This window comes from Paenibacillus lautus NBRC 15380 (assembly GCF_004000945.1).
GTDB classification, from domain to species: Bacteria; Bacillota; Bacilli; order Paenibacillales; family Paenibacillaceae; genus Paenibacillus_AQ; species Paenibacillus_AQ lautus.
Genome location: NZ_BIMF01000009.1, coordinates 214,242 through 234,288, shown reverse-complemented (window position 1 = coordinate 234,288; position 20,047 = coordinate 214,242). Strand labels below are relative to the sequence as shown.

The following is a 20,047-nucleotide window of genomic DNA, read 5'->3' as shown; positions in this document are numbered from 1 at the left end:
TTATCACCAAGGAGTTAAGGTTGAATAAACGCATCCGTAGCGTACCATTTCCAGGATTTTAGCCGCAGCTTTAATCGGACAGGTTCCTTGAGTCCGAAATCATGATTCTCATATTGTTGCGTGACAAATGTGTTTGATACAGAAAAGAAATGCAGTGGAAAGACAAATCCGGTTTGATGCAATTTTTTATCATACACAAATTTTTTATCCGTCAATTCACGTTCGACAGGATTTATTTTTCGATAGGTTGAAGAGTTCATATAATCCGCATAGTCAGCTGCTCCACTCATGGCTTTTTCCAACATCAATTTCGTGTCATGAGCTATCCATAAGCCGAACAAAACATAGGCTATAACCAACAGCACCGCCATTGAGAGTACCAACTTTGTTCTTTTCATGTCTATCCTCTCCTTATCCGTCGAGACTCGATGTAAAGCATGGTGCACTTCGGGATTGCACCAACCTTCGGAATCGGCAAGTCCCTGATTCATTCAGGTTAAAGGTATGTAGATTTGGGCTTTAGCGGCATATACCGAGGTTCTCAGTTCCAAGCTGTAGAGCGCCGGGTTTGGCGTAAGGCCCCGTTGCTTCAACTGCTGGATAACATAGGCATAAGACTGGTCGGTATCCTCCCGATCGGAATGTCCTTCATGGGTGTACATGGCATATTCCTGTGTCTGTAAGGTTAAACCCACCATCCGCTCTGGCGTATCACCGATCATCATTACCTCGATTCCGGCTACATAGTGGTAGATCTGCTGCCGGTTCAAAACAGCTGCAATATATAAGGTATTCGACGTTTTCTTGCGGATATAAGGAATTTCCTCCATGCGATCCTGGAGTTCCTGCCACAGCTTTGGCTTGAGGGCTTGGGACATATAGTAGGCCGTAAAAGGAAGCTTCATCTCCAGGCCGACGATCAGGGTCTGCGGTTTGATGATCCGCTGAATGGATTCATTCGTCTGCGCGGACCGCTCTCTCTTTTGCCGCGATGTCAGAATGGAGTAACCGCCGTTTTTTCCCTCATTGGCGTATAAAGGAACACCTAGATGAGACAGCTCATGAAGATAGCGGAGCATCGTACGGTACGAAACCGAGAATTCTTCGGCTAACTCGCCGACGGTGAAGTTTTGCCGTTCATACACCCGCTGCATGACCTTAAGGATCCGTTCGGTTTTGGGCATAATTTCGCTCCTATGATTTTTTATACTGTGACAGTTTCTGGCATAGTTCAAGTATATAATGAAACCAAATATATGATAAAGGAGCATTTACTAATGACAAGCGATCAACGAAACGAAGCATCAGTCACGAGTAAGGAAGCTTTTCAGGCGATGGGATTGAAATGGGAAGGCACATTTGCCGAGGCGGGTGCGGGCGGGATACGTGCGGTGCATCGGACGCTGCAAGGGCGGCTGGCGGAGATACCCCATGCCTTACATACCGACACGTTGCTGGGGCTATCTTACCACGCAGTTCCCGGGGGTGACGGATTTATCCATTACGCAGTCGTGGAAGTGGAACGGATCGACGAAGTTCCGGACGGGATGGTTACGATATCCGTTCCTGCTTTAACCTATGCCGCTTGTACTCATCGGAAAGAGCAGCGCATCGATCAGTCCTATAACAATATCTATGCCTGGATCAAAGAGCAAGGTTACTCGGAATATAACCCGGATCATTTAACGCATTTCGAAAAATATCCGATGAGTCAGGATCCTTATGCGGATGACCCCGAATTTATCATCATGATTCCCGTGCAGACCGAGTAGACGGATCAGGTAGGTACACCATATTCGATGACGATGGACTTTCTTCCTGCTGTACAGCGTAATACACGAAGATGCCACCCGCTCTGATGAAGAGCGGCTTTTTCTTTTAATGAGCATATGAACGAGTCTTCGAATGGGCCAGGATTGCGAATTGGAGCTTACTGCCCTGTTCACGGAATGGTAGAATAGTACTGAAATGATGGATTAACGCGTCTGGGTGTTATGTTGTCAGGTTATGTCCCAGCGTAAAATTCGAAGTGAGACGGAGGCGTATGATGATAAATGGAACTGAACTCGGTGTACGCGAGCCACTGCTGCACTCGAAATTAACCGTTCCCAGAACGGTGTCCACTCTAATCCCCCGGCCGCGTCTGGATGACCGGCTGATGGATGCGATGTCGGGAAATATGACTCTGGTCTGCGCGCCGGCGGGATACGGAAAAACGACGCTTGTCAGTGAATGGCTGCTGCAGCAGGAGAAACAGACTGCTTGGGTGTCACTGGATGTCGGCGATAATCAAGGTTCCCGCTTTTGGAGATACATCACGGCGGCCATTGCTAAAGCGTTTCCGACATATGGGGGTGAAGTCAAACCCGTGCTGCCGCTTCTGCATACGGAAGGTTATGATCAAGGGCTTATCGTGTGCCTGAACACGCTGGATAAACTGGATCAGGAGCTGATCCTGGTTCTTGATGATTTTCATGTGATTCAGAATGAAATTTTGCTGGCGTCATTCGCTTATTTTACGAACTATTTACCCAAGTGCATCCATGTTTGCCTCATCAGCCGTACCGAACCCGCTTTCTCTGTAGCTCGCATGGAAGCCAGGCAGCTTGCCAGCAGACTCAATGCCGAAAACATGCGGTTTACCGAGAAGGAGGGTGCGCAGTTTTTTGAACGCAGTGACTTTCCGCTGAACACGGAGCTCTCCTCCGTGCTCGTCAGAAAAACCGAGGGATGGATTACCGGGCTTAAGCTTGCATCCATTGCGATGCGGCGGCAGGAGAATAAAGAGTCGTTTATCCATAATTTTGCAGGGGATAGCCGAGAAGTGAAGCGGTATCTGTTCGAAGAGGTATTCTCCGCTCAGGACGATCGGATGAAGCAATTTTTGCTTACATGCTCGATTCTGAAGCGTTGGAATGTTTCCTTAAGCATGGCTGTGTCCGGATTTGAGGATAGCCGCGAGCTAATCGAATCGATAGAACGTTCTCATCTGTTTGTCGTGGCACTGGATGATAAGGGAGAATGGTTCCGATTTCATCATTTGTTCTTGGAATTTTTGCTAAGACGCCTTGAACAGAACGAACAGGTTAATAAGAGACTGTTATATAAGGCAGCCGGCGATTGGTGTTGTGAACAGCGCCTTGAGGAGGAAGCCGTTGAGTATTACTTGCAAGGTCAATATTACGAACAGGCCGTATTGCTGTTAAGCGAGATGACTTCCCGCGTCGTGAGTTGGGAATGGTCGAATCTGCAAAAATGGTTATCCGCGATTCCGAGCGACATTTTGCTTCAGCACCCGGTTCTCTTTTTCTCCTATGCCAATTCGTTGATTGCCGAGGAATCTGGGGAAATCTCTGAGGGAGAAGCGCTGCTGCATCAAGCGGACGCCTGGTATGCCGAAGCCTATAAGGGATTGAGCGAGGTGCAGCGCCATGAATATTTGGCGATGTCACATTATGTACGCGGCACGTTAATGGTATTTGGGCGGAATGACCTGAAGCTGGCCAAGCAGGAGTATGAGCAGGTCGTGCGATACGCTCCGAATGGCATTAAAATCATATTCGGCCAACCGGAGAAGCCGCTGCAGCCGATCACGGTAAAATCCTATAAAATCGGTCCCGGCCACGCCTCAAGGTCTATTGCAGCACCTTACACCATGCAGATGGCAGAGGTGTATCAGGCTGTGAATCCGATTTTTCTAGGTAAGTTATATCTTAATCATGCGGAAGTACTCTACTATTGGAATGATCTATCGGCGGCTGCCGATTATGTTTCCAAGGCGATGACGTGGATCAGTCAAAATCCTAACCGGCCGGAGCATGACCTTGTTGCGAGCTGGATCCTCCAGGCGAAGCTCAAGGCGGCCGAAGGCCATATGTTTGAAGCCCTGGAGCTGCTTGAAGGCGGGCAGCGGCGGATGAAGTGGATGGACATTCCCCGGGGGATGGAAATTTTACACCTGGAGGGCATACGTCTCCAATTGCAATACGGTGATCCGGCGCCTGCACTGGCTTGGGGTGAACAGTGCGGATTATCCAGCCGGGACAGGGTGTCTGTCTTTGAATTATTTGATTATCAGCTGCTTGCCCGCGTTCTTGTTCTACAGGGTAGATGGGAGGAGGCCGACGAGCTGCTGGACCGGCTGCTTTACCTTGCGGAGAGTGAGATGCGGCCGATCGATGCGGCCGAAATTTTATGTATTACGGCCGTGATGCTGCAGTCTAGGGAGGAGCAGCGCAGAGCGCTGATTCAGCTTGAAGAGGCGCTCCAGGTTTCGGAGGCTAATGACTTCACCCGGATATTCCTCGATGAGGGCGCGCCGGTCATGGGAATGCTTCACGAATTGATCCGCGCCAAGCAGCGGGGACAACACCGTGGGAAGGATTCCGCCTCTCTTTCATTTGTCAGATCGATTCTGGCTGCAGCTGATGGAATGGCCGAATCGGTGGATTCCCCACTGGAGGCTCTGTTGACGTCCAGGGAGATGGATGTTTTTCAAGGACTGCTCGATCATCTGAGCGGAAGGGAAATCGCAGAGAAACTGAATGTTACCTATGAAACGGTGAAGACGCATCGGAAGCGGATTTATAGCAAACTGAATGCGGCCAATCTGAGTGAGGCAATTGCGCAGGCCGAGAAGCTAAGCGATCCCAAGAGAACGAATAAACTTCAAATTTGATGTGATGTATCCATTTCCCACCTCCTCTATCCCCCCTTAGGGGGATTTTTTGTTTTACGCGTTGTCTTACAATGAATTCGGAGCACACCAATAAAGGACAGGTCTATTTCATGAACGGGAGGTTAGAAGTTGAAGTTGATGAACGGGAGTAGATGTATGGATATTCGAAAAGGTTATAAATTCATGATGGCACTGCTATGCAGCCTTTTGCTGCTGCAGCCGAGTGCCTTTGCGGCCGTGCCAGACTATGAGAATAAATTCGAGATCACCCAGCTTGGCGGTAAGGTGACAGATTTAAAGGCGGGTGATTTCAACCATGACGGTCATTTGGATTTTGTGGCCATAACGGATGATGGGTGGGTCCACGTATTCTATGGCCAGGGGGATGGAACATTTGGTCCTTCACCACAAAGCCTGCAGGTTCTGGGGGTGCCGCATTCACTAGAAATCGATGATTACGATCAGGACGGTCATTTGGACTTGCTGATCGGAACGCAAACAGGGACGTTCATATGGTACGGGGAGGGCGACGGTTCCTTTCGTGATATGAGGCTGCTTTCATTGCTGCTTTCTCAGGATATTGTGGCTGCGGACTTTGATTTGGATGGTAAGCCAGACATTATGATTATTAATTTCAATCAGGTTACCATTGTTCACGTAGCCGCAGATAGAACTTTTACTATGGTCCCCATCACTTTGTCCCCAGGCGGCAATAGAGCGACAACAATCACGAATGGAGCTATTGGCACGGTGGATTTGGTTGTCGCCAGCCCGATGCTGGGTCTGCAGCGGTATAAGGGAAATGATTATACGCGGAGCGAGAGCTTTCATCTAATACCGGGAAATATCGTGGATCTCGTTTCAACGGATATTAATGGTGACGGGCACATCGATATTCTGGCGCTGAATGATTTGTTGGGTGTCTTCTTTTATATGAATCATGGGGACAATACATACAATCTTCAGCAGAATTCTCTAGTCCCGGGCAATCAAAAGGTTTATGCAGAGGATGTAAACGGGGATGGTCAAGCGGAAATAATCGTTGCGACGGGAAAAGGCGTTGAATTGTATTCCAAGGAGTATGTGTCAGCCCAGTTGAATTTGCTGTGGCAGACCGAATTGGCGGCTCAAGGAAATGGAATACACCGGGCGCTTGTCGGGGATTATGCCGAGGACGGAATGCCGGATCTCATTGTATCTTCTAATCACACCCTGTATATCTATAAGGCAATTGTTGTGCAACCCGAACCGGGCACGCTAAGGCTGGAAGCGGCTGATTATGCGGTTTCGGAAGACGAGGCCGAGGTGCGGGTGAAGGTAATGCGTGAAGGAGGCAGCCACGGTGCTGTCGCTGTCACTTATAACACTGCAGATGGAAGCGCTAAGGCTGACAAGCATTATAAGCCAGCTTCGGGAACGCTCTCCTTTGCCGATGGAGAGCTTGAGAAATGGATTGAAGTCGAAATTCTAAATGATGATATCCATGAAGATGACCGTGAGTTTTATTTGAATATTGCTGCAGTGCCAGGTACAGCCGTTGGTACCCCAATCCAGGCGGTTATCACGATAACCGAGGATGATCCGCAGCCAGACATGGAAGAGCCGTTATGGCCTGCGGATGCGGAGCTGCTTGCATCCGACATATCCACCGACTCCCTCAAGCTGTCTTGGCCTGAAGCCACGGACAATGACAAGGTTGCAGAATATCGCATTTTTAATGGGAATGATGCTACGCCGACAGCAACCGTGACGGGTGCCACCTATTCCTATGAAATGAACGGTTTGGAGGCCGACACATCGTATACGCTTAGCGTCCGTGCCTATGATCGGGCCGGCAATGCGAGCGTTCCGCTCCAGACGACGGCTCAGACGCTGGAAGATCCGAATTCAGGCCCTGATCCGGATCAGGAAGCCCCGGTATGGCCTGATTTCGGACAACTGATGATATCTGACATTAGCACTACATCGATGAGGTTATCCTGGCCGCAAGCCTCGGATGATGAAGAGGTTACAGGATATCGGGTATACCGCGAAGATACCGCAGATACTCCGGTAGCAACGGTAACTGGCAGCACGTATTCCTACGTAGTTGGTGGGTTAACGCCGAATACATCCTATACGTTTCGAGTAAAGGCGTATGACCATGCCGGGAACGAAAGCGCACCGCTCCAGGCAGCAGCGAGGACACTTCAGCTCCCTACGACGTCTCCAACTCCAAGTCCAGGAGGCGATCCTGATCCAGGACCGGCGAATCCGAACCCAACTACACCGATGATTCCTTCGGATAGTGCACAGCTTCATACATTCTCTATTGGAATTGGGGAAACCGGGGATGCATTGAAGCTGAGTCCAGCCTTCTCGCCGAACGTGTTCGCGTATCGGGCCGAGACCGAGGCGTCAGAGATCCGATTCGATCTGACGGCCGCTCATAGCAAGGCAAGAATCACCGGACCTTGGGATAAAGATGGCCGGATCTCCTTAAAACCTGGGGAGAATGTCATAGAGATTAAGGTAACCGCCGAGAGTGGCAAGGTGAACACGTATACCCTGACCATTGTTCGCAGCGTGCCAAATCTTGAGCCGCCGATCAAACCTGAACCTCCTCAGGCTCTGGAAGCTTTTCGTGACACGAAAGGACACTGGGCTCAGGCAGCGATTGACGAGCTGGCCAGCAAAGGGCTGGTCAAAGGCTACGCTAACAGCATATTTAAGCCGGATTCCTTGATTAGACGCGATGAATTTACGGTGATGCTGGTTAGAGCACTGGCTTTGCAGGGTGACAGCAAATACACGTTTAAAGATGAATCAGACATCCCCGGATGGTCTAGGGAAGCGGTAGGGCTTGCGGCAGAGGCAGGGATTATCCAGGGATATAAGGATGGGCGATTCCAGCCTGCAGGCGTTATCACAAGAGCGGAGTTAACCGTCATGCTCGCCAAAGCGCTAGGTTTAGAACCGCTTCAAGGACAGGATGCCAAGTTTGCAGACCTTGCGAGTTTTCCAGCCTGGGCCAAAGGCTATATCGCCGCCGCATACGCCGAAGGACTGGTTAGCGGTCGCAGCGGCGGGAAGTTCGAGCCGGATGCCCCGGCCACCCGAGCAGAGGCCGTGGTTATGCTGCGACGCATGCTGAACAAGTAACGTCAAGGTTACAGCCTTGATGCACAATTTCTATATAAGAGCCGCAAACTCTGTATTGCCACAGAATTTGCGGCTTCTTTTATTATGATTTTTTGGCAGAAAAATAATGGGGGTGCTCACCGCATCGATAATATGCTCATGTTTAGGAACGTCTAGCAGCGGTGAGCAAAAAAGTGCACGTCTTCAGCGATGGAATCTACTGTGCCTTTCTAACGACAGGAATCCATAACTCGTTCTTATACTCGTCCGGAGGAAGATAGCATTCGATGGCAGGAAGCGGCGCGAGATCATAAGCATGGGATGGTATCCACTCCGTATAAAGGCGTTTCCACATCTCCGCAATGCCGCTCGGATCTCCTTCCAACTCGAAGACGGCCCAAGTGGCGGCAGGGAAATGTCGCTGCACCATCGGTTCCTGAGGCGTATCCTTGGATACGACGGACATGATGTAGTCAAAATGCTCATTCTTCCCGTAGTCACCGTCTGCACAAACACCCAGTATTCCCCGGATCGGATGGTCCTGCACACGATAGTTCCATAGTTTCTCGAAAATGCTCTTCTCCTGAGCCTCCTTCCAGAGGCGGGGAACGTCTTCATAGGCACGCTGCGTGCTTACCTGCTCCTTGAAACCGACAACGGAAAACTCCTTCATTTCTTCGATTCTGTAATTCATTTCGGCAGCTCCTCGCATTGAGAATTGAAAGGAGATGCGGGGATAGGCTTTCAGTTTGGTACCCGCCTGGCGTGCGGCCGTCGGCGTGGTGCCATGCATGTTCTGGAATGCACGCGCGAACGCCTCCGGGGAATCATAACCATATTTAAGCGCAAGGTCGATTACTTTGATTTCGCTGTTTTGCAGTTCGTAGGCGGCCAGTGTCAGCCGGCGTCTCCGTATGTATTCGGACAGCGATACATCCGTAATGAACGGAAACATGCGTTGAAAATGATAGACGGAGCAGCATGCGATCTGAGCAGCTTCAGCGTAATCGATCTCCTCGGTTATGTGCGCTTCTATATAGCCTATGGCCTCATTCATCCGCTTTACCCAATCCATCCGGTCATCATCCTTTCTAAGATCAATATATAAGAAGCTGGACCAAAAAGGCCTAGCCGTTGCTGCACGGATATCGCTAGCCTGGTTATTAGCCGGACCATCATTCCAATGTACGTACTAAGGCAAAAAATACAGCTTAGCGGTTTGGTGTATACGGATAGGAATGTCCATACTTTACGAGCACATGCCACAGCTGTTTGAGATGCTGGAAGGTTTCATCCAATGCTCCCCAATCGCTCCACTCGCTTGGATTATCGTTCAGTTGAGCAGCCGCTTTACCGATAATGGCTGCATCCAGTTTGCCCAGCGAGCCTCCAAACCGTTGATCGATCCGCTTGGCGAGCGGCGGCATGGCAGGTCCCCGAAAATCATCCGGAACATCCTGTACAGCAAGGCAGAAGCCTGGATGCCAGGACAAGGTGAGGTCATACCGTTCACATAACGCATGGAGCAAATGCCCGATCGGGGTGTCCCTATAGGACGGATCGGCCACCAGGGCCTCCACATCGCTGGACAAGTCGATGACACCATGGATCTGCGCTTCAATATAATCATCCAAGGAACGACCGACAGGCCCGGAGAAACCGGTATGCGAAAAAGGCAGATGAAGAATGCGCTCCAGCATGGATGGAATGTCCACATTAGGGAAGCCCAGGGCCGCGCCAGTGGACTCGACTTGATGCAAGAGTGCAGCGAGAATCGAATCCCATTGACGGATGGTGCCCACAAATTCAGGACCTGCATGACTGTCTCCGAATGTAAAGGTGCAGCGGTTCAATATATTAGGGGAAAGCACCAAAAAACAGGAACCGAAGCGGGGAGACGCACCATCGGCATAATGCATGAGATTGAGGGCCCCGTATTTGGGCCGCTCGTCATTATGTACGCCGGGCTGCTGGTAGGCACCGCCAAACAGGAGCCGTTCCCATTGGTCGCGGTCGCCGCCCGGGTAGGCGGTTTTGCTTCCATTCGTCACGCTCGTGATGAACTGGTTATGATATATGCCTTCTGCCAAGAGGGATTCGATGACAGCGTGCCCGGTGGGCCGTATCCGATCCGGATGGAAATTCAACGTGACGCGGGCAGACTTTCCGATACTGGTTAACAGCGAGCCGACCGCCACGGATTCTTTTCCATGTTTCCGCAAGATTTGCTCCGTCATGTCCAAGGCGGCCATTCGTTGGCACGCCGCTGTTGATTCGACATGAAGAATCGCTTGTTGCTGCGCTTTAGATAACCGTTCGTTCATCATTGGATTTCCTCCATACGCTCCATACTAGACAACGATCGCTATAATCCTCATCATTTCTAGCCCACGAGTAGAAATTCCTCTATGGCTGCCGCAAATTAACGTACTTCAGGCCTTAATTGGATGGATTTACTGGGAGGGGAGAACTCGCAATGATTGCCGCTGACCAGCCATCATGCTTTAATGGAACTAACATAAACGTATATTATGGATGGAGGTATTATATATGCAGCCTAATTTCAGCATTCAGGATAAAATCGCAATCGTGACAGGGGCCAGCAAAGGCATCGGTTATGGACTAGCCCAAGCGCTGGCAGCGGCAGGGGCCAAGGTTGCCGTCATGGCACGAAGCAAAGACTTGCTGGGTCCATTGGTTGAGAAAATCTCACAGGCAGGAGGTCAGGCCAAGGCCTATGAGCTGGACGTCCGGAATGTGGAGCAGATCCGAACCGTGTTCGGTCAGGTAGCCGAGGATTTCGGCCGGCTCGATATCGTGGTCAATAACGCTGGTCTGGGAGAGGGAATGCTCGCGGAAGACATCACGGAGGATTACTGGGATGAGATGATGGACGTGAATTTGAAGGGCGTATTTTTCTGCTGTCAGGCCGCCGGCCGCATCATGCTGGAACAGGGGGGCGGAAAAATCATCAACGTCAGCTCCCAGGTGAGTGTCGTTGGGATTACGGAAGGGGCTGCCTATTGTGCCTCGAAAGGCGGCGTGAATCAGCTGACGAAGGTGCTGGCGCTGGAGTGGTCCAGTCGTGGCGTGAACATCAATGCCGTCGGTCCTACGTTCATCCATACGCCGGGAACAGCCGAGCGATTGGACTCCCCCGATTTCCGCGACGGCGTACTGGCACGGATCCCGGCAGGGCGGATCGGCACCATTGGCGATGTGGCTGGAGCCGTTATTTATCTCGCCTCCCCGGCATCCGATCTCGTGACAGGCACTTTGCTGCTTGTGGATGGCGGCTGGACGGCACAATAAGGCTGTGTTCGTAGAGATACAATCCGTATTTTTAACTGAAGGAATCAAAAATGGAATTTCGAACGACGATACAGTTAGGCGGTAAGACGGCAACAGGGTTTCAGGTACCGGATGAAGTTGTGGAAGGCCTCGGTTCGGGCAAAAGCCCCCCAGTTTCGGTCACTATCGGCAAGCATGCCTATCGCAGTACCATCGCCCCTATGGGAGGCGTATTCATGCTGCCGCTTAGCGCAGAGAACCGGCAAGCAGCGGGAGTTGCGGCGGGTGACGAAGTGACAGTTCAGATTGAGCTTGATACCGAGCCGCGCGAGATCACGGTACCCGAGGATGTTTCCGCGACTCTGGATCAGAACCCGGCGGCACGACAATACTTCGATGGTTTGTCCTACAGTAATAAACGCCGCTTGATGCTGTCGATCGAGGGGGCCAAGACGATGGAAACCCGTCAGCGGCGAATCGATAAAACAATCACGATGCTGAACGAGGGACGTTCACAGTAGAGATGGTCTGGCAATGGAAAAAGAGCAGGGTAACACGGGGCGCTTAAAAAGCGGCCTCTTTTTTATATAAAGGATCAATTAGCTGACAAAAAAAGAACCCGGTCTTGCTATAGGCAAGTTACCGGGTTCTTTGACGATTGTATGGGCTGGGTTATTTTAACGGAACCTGCTGGGACAATGCTTCGAATTGCTGCAGATGTGGAGCAACCTTGGCTTGAATGTTCTTGAAATATCGCAGCGCGGCGTCGTTTTGACGCTGTTCAGCCCCCGAATTGGCCGGGAAGATCGAATAATGATGGTTGACGGAACCGTTCTTGTATTGAGCGCTGAACATTGTTCCGTTGGCCCAGTTTTTTTTCATGTTTTGATTGGTGCCCATAACTACGAGCAGTTCCTTGCCTTTCTTGTAGGTAAAGCTGTAGTCGGGATCCGCGACGGCATGAATGACATCGTATCCGCTGTGGAAGACACCTGCCTGGAATGTCCCTTTCTGGATCTGATTCCATCGGACGGACCCGTTGGGCAATGTCACCTTATGCGTCAAGGTGCCTTCGCCATCCATTTTGTCGTTGCTCCAGCGGCCGGTGTATACCACCTTATGTGCTTCGCCGTCTACCTGGTATTCGTTAATGTATTTACCGATTCCGGTGCGCTTCCCGTTAATGAAATCGCCGGAATATTGCTTGCCATTTCCCCACTTGATCGTGCCGCGTCCATTGGGCTGGCCGTTAGCCGTTTCACCGTAATAGGACGTCCGCTCGGAGATCTGTATCCATTCCTTGGCGGAGGCCGCATCGACGGAAACCGGCAGCGAGGCTAAAGAAGAGGCCATAAGCGAAGCTGAAAGTGTTAAGGTTACTGATAATGCCGTTATTTTTTTCATGAACATGTAGGCTCCTTTGTTGATATGGTTCTATTATACACTTCGCGGGTCACTTCATCATTCCTCTATATGTCCTATATAATGAAGCGGAAGAGGATGGTGATATGGGCATGGCCTACTCGGTTACGGTTTAATTTTTTGAATGTAAATGATAACGGAGGGAACAGGATATGACACATGAAGAAAACGCCACAGGCTGGGACGCGATTGACGAGCAGCTGCTGAAGCTGTACGGGGAGCAGGAGCCGAAACATTACGGGGCTCTAATTCCCTATGCTCTGGGAGGACCCGATCCGCTGAATGGAATCAGCGCTTATACGTCGAATGCCCCGAGTCCGCATTGGCATATGGTCACCTATGGCTTTAGCGAGCTGTATGACAAGGAATCGGACAATCTGGAGGAGAGCGGTTACGGATTCGAATTGACGTTCAGGCTGGCTAAGCGGGAGGATGAGGAAGAGCCGCCGGCGTGGGCGCTAAATCTGCTTCAGAACATGGGGAGATACGTGTTTAATAGCGGAAATGTTTTTTGCTCGGGGGATTATTTGGATGCCAATGGCCCGATCTGCCTGGGGGCCGATACGCAATTGACCGCACTCTCCTTTACCTTGGATCCTGAGCTGCCGGGGATGGATACACCGAATGGTCGGGTCGAATTCCTGCAGATGGTTGGCATCACACGTGAAGAACTCGAGGCGATGCAGACATGGAATACGCTGGGCGTATTACAAGCTTGTGTGGAGTATATGCCGCAATACATAACGGATCTGGATCGGGAATCGCTGCTGAAGGTACCTTCGATTTGGGAAGCCGTTGACCGAGGGACAAAACAAGAGGGCTCGAACACCGGATTTCTCTACGTGAGCCAGCTGGCTTTTGAACCGGGGAAAAAGGGGTGGTTAAGTAAAACCCCGGCTACATTACAAATAGGCGCCAAGCAGGCCGAAATTATCGGGAAGCTGCTGCAGGGCCGAATTCTGAAGGATAAGAAACTGAGCCTTGTCGGTTCGGACGTTCGGGTCGTATTTGAGCCGGGGGAAGAGAGTCGCTGGACTGCGGAGGATGGAGATGTTACCCTGGTTTTGGACGATCGGACCGCGGGTGAATTTTCAAGTCGATTGCTGCCAAAGGTCAGCACCTTCGAGCTTTCTGGCCTGCAAGGAATCCGGATTGAAGTTCTGAAGACGGAAATCAAGGATCAAGAAGGAAATGTTGTTCAAGTTATCGGATAGACAGATATAAAATTGGAACAAAAACAAATAGAAAGAATTTCCTGTCCATATAAAATAGTTTACAATTTGAGTGATGTCTATATACTTATACTTTAAAGCGGTACATAAACATCATGCCACACGAAATGGTTCTGACAAAGGGAGGATTACATTGAAAGCATCTATTAAAGTAGGGATCGTAGGTTATGGAAATTTGGGCAAAGGCGTACAGAAAGCGATCGGGCAAAATCCGGATCTGGAGCTGGTAGCCATCTTCACGCGCAGAGACCCGCAGCAAATGCCAGCAAATTCCGGTGCTCGCTTCGAGCATATATCAGCGGCAGAGCAATATATCGGTAAGATTGACGTTATGATTCTGTGCGGTGGTTCGGCTACGGATTTGCCTGAGCAAACGCCACAGCTTGCCAGCATGTTCAATACGGTAGACAGCTTTGACACACACGCGAAAATCCCTGAGTTTTTCGAGGAAGTCAACAAAGCGGCGTTGGGCGGAGGCCATGTCAGTGTCATTTCGACAGGTTGGGATCCGGGCTTGTTCTCCATGAACCGTCTGCTTGCCGAAGCGATTTTGCCGGAAGGAAAAGATTATACCTTCTGGGGCAAAGGCGTGAGCCAGGGCCACTCGGATGCCATCCGTCGTGTTCCCGGGGTGAAGGCAGGCGTTCAATATACGGTTCCAGTAGAAGAGGTTATCAACCAAATCCGTGCTGGTGAAACACCGGAGCTCGCCACACGCGAGAAGCACCGGAGAGATTGCTTTGTCGTAGCGGAAGAAGGCGCGGACCAAGAGCAAATCCGTCAAACGATTGTGTCGATGCCTAACTATTTTTCCGATTACGATACAACCGTAACCTTCATTACGCAAGAAGAGCTTGAGGCTGAACATGCAGGTATGCCTCATGGCGGATTTGTTATTCGCAGCGGCGTTACCGGGAGCGGAAATAAACAAATTGTTGAATTTGGCCTGAAGCTCGACAGCAACCCGGAATTTACGGCCAGTGTGCTGGTATCATATGCAAGAGCTGCTCATCGTTTGAGCAGAGAGGGACAGCAAGGCGCCAAGACGGTGTTTGATATCCCGCTGGGATACTTATCGCCAAAATCGGCCGAAGAGCTCCGCAGCGAGCTTCTATAAGCTGCAAGAAGCCCTGCCGCATATGCGGCAGGGCTTCTTTTTTTTCTTATTTATACGATACCTTGTGCGATCATGGCATCGGCCACTTTGATAAAACCTGCGATGTTGGCACCAGCGACAAGATTGCCGGCTACACCATACTCCTCTGCAGCATCTACGGCACTGCTGTAGATGTTTTTCATGATCTGATGCAGCTTCGCATCCACTTCTTCAAAGGTCCATGACATTCTCATGCTGTTCTGGCTCATCTCCAGCGCGGATACGGCAACCCCGCCCGCATTGGCGGCTTTAGCCGGTCCGAACAGCACGCCGCTGCTGATGAACTGCTCAATCGCTTCCAGCGTGGAAGGCATATTGGCTCCCTCACCGATGGCTTTTACACCATTCAAGATGAGTGTTTTCGCTGCTTCTTCATCCAGCTCATTCTGCGTGGCGCAAGGCAGTGCGATATCGCACGGAATATTCCAGATGCCCGTGCAGCCTTCGGTATATTCGGCATGCGGGTGAATCTTAACGTATTCGCTGATCCGCAGGCGATCCCGTTCCTTCAGCAGCTTGACGGTTTCGAGGTTAATTCCGTCCGGATCATACAGGTATCCGTTGGAATCACTGCAGGCGATGACGTGTGCACCGAGCTGCTGTGCTTTTTCAATCGCGTAGATGGAGACGTTGCCCGAGCCGGACACAACAACGCGGCTGTCTTTGAAGCTAAGGCCTTGCGAAGCCAGCATTTCCTGTACGAAGTAAACGCAGCCGTAGCCGGTTGCTTCCGTACGTGCCAGGCTTCCGCCATAGATGACGCCTTTGCCTGTCAGCACGCCGGCCTCATGTCCTCCGCGGATCCGCTTGTATTGGCCGAACATATAACCGATCTCGCGAGCGCCGACACCGATATCGCCGGCAGGCACATCGGAATCAGGTCCGATATGGCGGTACAGCTCGGTCATAAAGCTCTGGGTAAAACGCATGACTTCCTGATCGGATTTGCCTTTCGGATCGAAATCCGAACCGCCCTTGCCGCCGCCGATTGGCTGGCCCGTGAGCGCATTTTTGAAAATTTGTTCAAAGCCGAGGAATTTGACGATGCCGGCATAAACCGAAGGATGGAACCGGATCCCGCCTTTGTACGGACCCAGAGCGCTGTTAAACTGGACGCGGAACCCGCGGTTTACTTGGGTTTTGCCTTGATCATCCACCCATGGTATACGGAAGGTGATCATTCGTTCAGGCTCGACAAGGCGCTCCAGAATACCATGTTCCCGATATTTCGGATGCTGGGCTAAAACAGGGACGAGGGAATCTACAAATTCCCGGACGGCTTGATGAAATTCTTGCTCGTGCGGATCTCGGGCCACCACTTGGTTATAGATGGATTCCACATAGTCTTTCGCGGCAGTAAGGGGTGAAGAAACAGAAATATTCGTAGTCACTTTTGCGATGCACTCCTTCAAATCGTTAAAGTAGAATTGCGTGATAAATCGTCGGTTTTGCTGAAAAGAAAGCCTGTCTCGGACAATTTGTACTAAAACATTAAAAGTTTGCACTCAGCATTTTTAAGTTAAAAAGAATTGTATAGAATCTTGCCTCGTATTACCAATAAAATGTTTTTTGCGAACTCATTAAATATTTCTATAAAGTTGTCATTTGGTGTAAGATTATAAGCTATAACCCTGTGTTTCGTGTAGCGAAAATGCAAAAAATAATCCGAATTTGTCATGGAAAAATACAAATAAAAGGAACTTTGGCTTCAACTTTTTTGGGATGTTTAGCGTCTGAGGTCATGGAAAAGTTGGGATATTATTACAGTTTGTGAAGACGTGAAAAAGTTATCGGCAGCGATGCTAAAAAAAGATCGAAACCTGCCCGAACGGCTGTTTCGATCTTTTTTTTCTTACTAAGGATAAGTCCGGTTTTATTTCGAAATATCAATAAATCCTTCGCCAAACACGTCGCGTACGTCATGGATCGTGACAAAAGCGTTTTTGTCCTCGGCCCGGACGATTTTCTTGAGCATGGAGACTTCCTGTTTACTGATGACGATGTAGAGAACATCTTTGGTCTGGCCGGTGTAGTATCCATAACCCCGGAGCACGGTCACCCCGCGGTCCATAATCTCCGTAACCCGAATCGCGATGCGGTCATGATGAGTCGAGATGATGGTAACGGCCTTTTTCGGATTCAAGCCTTCAATAATGAACTCCATCGCCTTGGTGCCGATATAGAGGATGACCACGGTGAACATCACCTTCTCGATCCCGATCACAAAGACGGACAGTCCCGCCACGATCAGGTCAAAGAACAGCAGGGCATAACTGATATTCCAATCCCAATATTTATTGGCCAGTCGGGCCAATATCACCGTACCTGCCGTGGTCCCGCCCACCCGGACGATGAGTCCAATCCCGACGCCGGCAAACAGTCCGGCGAATATGGCATTGATCACCGGCTCATCCGAAGCGATGCGCCAGTTCTCCGTCAAATGAAGGAACAGAGAGTGAAAAGCAACAACGATAATGGTATAGACCGTCGTTTTTTTATCGAGAAGCTTGTAGCCGACAATTAGCAAAATCCCGTTAATCACGATGCCGACCAAAGCCGGGGACCATTTCAGCACATAATACAGAATGATCGAGATCCCGGTAACACCGCCTTCGCCAAAATCGTTGGGAATGACGAATAAATTGACGGCCAGTGCAAAAATAAATGCCCCGATGAGCAGCATGATCATATCAAACGCTCTTTTTTTCATACGATATACCTCCATGACTTTCAACAAGCTCACAAAAAAAGCGACTAAAGGAAAAAATCATCCTTTAATCGCTTTATGCAAACACAGGTTGCGCAGCTCTTTTGATATTCTCATTATAATAATCATTACATGGAATGTAAATGATTTTTAATTCACTGTGAGTAGGCGAATAGGAGCGCAACATTTCGAAATGGAACCTGTGATAAAACTAAAAGTGAAAGAAAAAGAGGAGATGATGAGAACATGAATACATTGAATGGGAAGGTTGCCTTGGTTACGGGCTCCAGCCGAGGCATTGGACGTGCCATCGCGATACGATTGGCGAAGGAAGGAGCGTTGGTAGCCGTCCACTATGGCAAGAACCATGAGGCCGCGGAAGAGGTCGTCAGCGAGATAACACAGGCCGGGGGTGAAGCTTTCTTGGTAGGGGCGGATCTTGCCTCCTCGGATGGAATAAGTGCCCTGTACGGGTCGCTGGATGAGACGTTGAAAGCACGAACCGGTGACACATATTTCGATATTCTGGTAAACAATGCAGGGATCGGCTTGGTGGAAACCATCGAGGAGACCACGGAGGAAAGCTTTGATGAAGTGATGCGAATGAACGTGAAGTCGCCATTCTTCATGATTCAGCAGGCTCTCCCGCGCCTTCGGGACGATGGGCGCATTATCAATTTATCTTCTGCGGTAACCCGAATCTCCTTGCCCAATATTCCTGCGTATACAATGACGAAGGGGGCCGTCAATGCGCTGACGCTCTCCCTGTCGAGCCAGCTGGGTTCCCGCGGGATTACGATCAATGCGATACAGCCCGGCTTCGTTGCCACCGACATGAATGCCGCCATGCTTCAGGACCCAGCCTCGTTCCAGTTCGGAGCCGGCTATTCGATCTTCGGCAGATGGGGTGAGCCTGGGGATATCGCTGATATTGCAGCATTTCTGGCTTCTCCGGACAGCCGCTGGATCACCGGTCAATGCATCGATGCCAGTGGAGGATCCCATCTGTAATGACTACTTTTATCGAGGCGGTCCGGTTCATGCATGGCTGCTTCGATATCTTCGAAGACCGTGCGCTTGTGCACGGTCTTTGTTGTTTAGTACAAGTCCTAGATCGAAGGACCTAAGGAATTCCTTACATCGATGGTACGATCCCTTTTTCCAATTTTTCTTTTATAATGTTGGAGAAGTTCCAAGGCAGGAAATACCAGGATGGAGGAAGGCCAAGATGTGGAATATCGATTTTGAGCATCAGTATGACAAACGTTCCGGTGCGACCGGTGAACAAATTGCCCGTTTTGTTAAGGAGTGGAATACGGGGCTGTCTGCGCAAGAAATGGAGGACATCAAGGGAAGACAAGTGAATCCTTTTCACAAATCGTCGCCCTTTTACGATCAATATACGCCGCTCGATCCTGCAGGCTGGAAGCTGCCTCAGAGGGATCTCCCTGCAAGCTACGTGGATTTATTGAAGTACTCCAACGGCGGGGAATTTCAACAGGGAGAACGTTATTTCCAGTTCTTTAACACGGAGGATCTGAGGGAGATGAACCTGGCTTACGAGCTGCCGGAGTATATGCCGAATGCGGTATCGTTTGCCATGGATGGAAGAGGAAATCATTATTTGTTCGATATGAGGGAAGAGCCGGTAAACGGTGAATATCCGATTCTGTTCGCGCATTCCGGCAGCTTGGGCTATGAGGACTGCGAGCGGGTTGCGGATTCTTTTCTTGTGTTATGTACGGAGACATGGGAGCTTTATTAAGCCTGACATAACAGAAGAGCCCACGCGCCATGCGTGGGCTTTTGCGTTTAGCGGATGAGGAATGGCGCTGTCCCATGTAACGATAACGATGATGATTAAGCCAGTACTTCAACAGTAAAACCGCCCGGAGCTTTAACGTAGAAGGTCCATCCGTGGGCTCTTCGGGGCTCTGTGACATCGAAGCCGTCAACGCTTAGGCGCTGATGAATCTCATTTACCTTCGCTTCGCTTTCCTGAATAAAGCCAATATGAAACGTCTTGGGATAGTTAACCTCGGTACCCCGCATTAAGGTCAGCACCATTCCTTGATCGTCAAACAGCGCTGCAAATGACTGACCACGCTCGCCTCCGATTTTGAGTCCGAAATAGGTTTGCAAAAATTCCTTGGCTGCTGTTACATCGGTTACGGTGAGATTAAGATGGTTCAGTATCATATCGTAAACACTTCCTTCCTATGGAATGTGATTCTTCATTCAAGCGTAGCACATTGAAGCAAGAGGAGATCTTATGCAGGTTTAGGGCAGGAATGGGCGGCAAAACCCGTCAGATAAGTCGAATGTTTTAGATGAGGCTTTGTTTGTATATGATGAAAAAAAAGCTTCCGCATACGGATTATCATCACAGATGAGCGGAGCATCTGGTATAATAACATCACATTAATTGATAATGATTATCA

The 20,047-nt window shown here is 50.1% G+C and carries 17 protein-coding genes; 9 read left to right on the top strand and 8 right to left on the bottom strand.

The features are described 5' to 3' along the window. Positions 1-14 precede the first annotated feature (14 nt). Both PLA01S_RS17730 and PLA01S_RS17725 read right to left on the bottom strand, forming a co-directional pair. Positions 15-398 (bottom strand): hypothetical protein, encoded by a 384-nt coding sequence (locus tag PLA01S_RS17730; RefSeq protein ID WP_127593357.1) that lies wholly within the window; start codon positions 396-398, stop codon positions 15-17. Positions 399-491: 93 nt separating this feature from the next. Next, positions 492-1,184 carry a GyrI-like domain-containing protein gene (locus PLA01S_RS17725; RefSeq protein ID WP_127593356.1) on the bottom strand — a complete coding sequence of 231 codons (693 nt, stop codon included), beginning with the start codon at positions 1,182-1,184 and terminating at the stop codon, positions 492-494. 93 nt (positions 1,185-1,277) lie between these two features. On the opposite strand from PLA01S_RS17725, the gene PLA01S_RS17720 reads away from it, so the two are divergent. The 3 genes from PLA01S_RS17720 to PLA01S_RS17710 all read left to right on the top strand — a co-directional run bounded on the left by PLA01S_RS17720 (position 1,278) and on the right by PLA01S_RS17710 (position 7,819). Then, positions 1,278-1,772, top strand: coding sequence for a GyrI-like domain-containing protein (locus tag PLA01S_RS17720; RefSeq protein WP_127593355.1), 495 nt, complete (start codon positions 1,278-1,280; stop codon positions 1,770-1,772). Positions 1,773-2,047: 275 nt separating this feature from the next. Then, positions 2,048-4,678, top strand: coding sequence for a winged helix-turn-helix domain-containing protein (locus PLA01S_RS17715; RefSeq protein WP_164817453.1), 2,631 nt, complete (start codon positions 2,048-2,050; stop codon positions 4,676-4,678). A 156-nt stretch (positions 4,679-4,834) separates the two neighbouring features. Next, positions 4,835-7,819 (top strand): S-layer homology domain-containing protein, encoded by a 2,985-nt coding sequence (locus PLA01S_RS17710; protein ID WP_164817452.1) that lies wholly within the window; start codon positions 4,835-4,837, stop codon positions 7,817-7,819. A gap of 196 nt (positions 7,820-8,015) precedes the next feature. Here the strand turns inward: PLA01S_RS17710 and PLA01S_RS17705 are convergent, their stop codons facing one another. Further along, positions 8,016-8,873, bottom strand: a complete 858-nt coding sequence (locus PLA01S_RS17705; protein WP_127593352.1) for an AraC family transcriptional regulator — start codon at positions 8,871-8,873, stop codon at positions 8,016-8,018. 136 nt (positions 8,874-9,009) lie between these two features. Next, positions 9,010-10,125, bottom strand: a complete 1,116-nt coding sequence (locus tag PLA01S_RS17700) for a DUF3626 domain-containing protein (RefSeq protein ID WP_246059642.1) — start codon at positions 10,123-10,125, stop codon at positions 9,010-9,012. A gap of 223 nt (positions 10,126-10,348) precedes the next feature. Here PLA01S_RS17700 and PLA01S_RS17695 point away from each other — a divergent pair, with 223 nt between their 5' ends. Both PLA01S_RS17695 and PLA01S_RS17690 read left to right on the top strand, forming a co-directional pair. After that, positions 10,349-11,110 carry an SDR family NAD(P)-dependent oxidoreductase gene (locus PLA01S_RS17695; RefSeq protein WP_100538862.1) on the top strand — a complete coding sequence of 254 codons (762 nt, stop codon included), beginning with the start codon at positions 10,349-10,351 and terminating at the stop codon, positions 11,108-11,110. A gap of 50 nt (positions 11,111-11,160) precedes the next feature. Then, on the top strand, positions 11,161-11,610 hold the full coding sequence (locus PLA01S_RS17690; protein ID WP_127593351.1) for a YdeI/OmpD-associated family protein: 450 nt from the start codon (positions 11,161-11,163) through the stop codon (positions 11,608-11,610). A gap of 151 nt (positions 11,611-11,761) precedes the next feature. On the opposite strand, the gene PLA01S_RS17685 is transcribed toward PLA01S_RS17690, so the two are convergent. Next, a complete protein-coding gene (locus PLA01S_RS17685; RefSeq protein WP_127593350.1) occupies positions 11,762-12,493 on the bottom strand; it encodes an MORN repeat-containing protein in 732 nt (243 codons plus the stop codon). Positions 12,494-12,663: 170 nt separating this feature from the next. Here PLA01S_RS17685 and PLA01S_RS17680 point away from each other — a divergent pair, with 170 nt between their 5' ends. After that, on the top strand, positions 12,664-13,725 hold the full coding sequence (locus tag PLA01S_RS17680; RefSeq protein ID WP_127593349.1) for a suppressor of fused domain protein: 1,062 nt from the start codon (positions 12,664-12,666) through the stop codon (positions 13,723-13,725). A gap of 151 nt (positions 13,726-13,876) precedes the next feature. Next, positions 13,877-14,860, top strand: coding sequence for a diaminopimelate dehydrogenase (locus PLA01S_RS17675; RefSeq protein WP_100538859.1), 984 nt, complete (start codon positions 13,877-13,879; stop codon positions 14,858-14,860). 50 nt (positions 14,861-14,910) lie between these two features. Here the strand turns inward: PLA01S_RS17675 and gdhA are convergent, their stop codons facing one another. Next, positions 14,911-16,290: an NADP-specific glutamate dehydrogenase gene (gdhA, locus tag PLA01S_RS17670; protein WP_100538858.1), complete on the bottom strand. Its 1,380-nt coding sequence runs from the start codon at positions 16,288-16,290 to the stop codon at positions 14,911-14,913. A 482-nt stretch (positions 16,291-16,772) separates the two neighbouring features. After that, positions 16,773-17,609, bottom strand: a complete 837-nt coding sequence (locus PLA01S_RS17665) for a YitT family protein (protein ID WP_100538857.1) — start codon at positions 17,607-17,609, stop codon at positions 16,773-16,775. 243 nt (positions 17,610-17,852) lie between these two features. Here PLA01S_RS17665 and PLA01S_RS17660 point away from each other — a divergent pair, with 243 nt between their 5' ends. Together PLA01S_RS17660 and PLA01S_RS17655 are read left to right on the top strand one after the other, a co-directional pair. Continuing rightward, entirely contained in the window at positions 17,853-18,617 is a 765-nt protein-coding gene (locus tag PLA01S_RS17660; protein ID WP_127593348.1) for an SDR family oxidoreductase, read from the top strand. Positions 18,618-18,834: 217 nt separating this feature from the next. Next, positions 18,835-19,371, top strand: coding sequence for an SMI1/KNR4 family protein (locus PLA01S_RS17655; protein WP_127593347.1), 537 nt, complete (start codon positions 18,835-18,837; stop codon positions 19,369-19,371). Between the two features lie 95 nt (positions 19,372-19,466). Here the strand turns inward: PLA01S_RS17655 and PLA01S_RS17650 are convergent, their stop codons facing one another. After that, complete coding sequence (locus PLA01S_RS17650) at positions 19,467-19,805, bottom strand: VOC family protein (protein WP_127593346.1); 339 nt, start codon at positions 19,803-19,805, stop codon at positions 19,467-19,469. Positions 19,806-20,047: the final 242 nt, after the last annotated feature.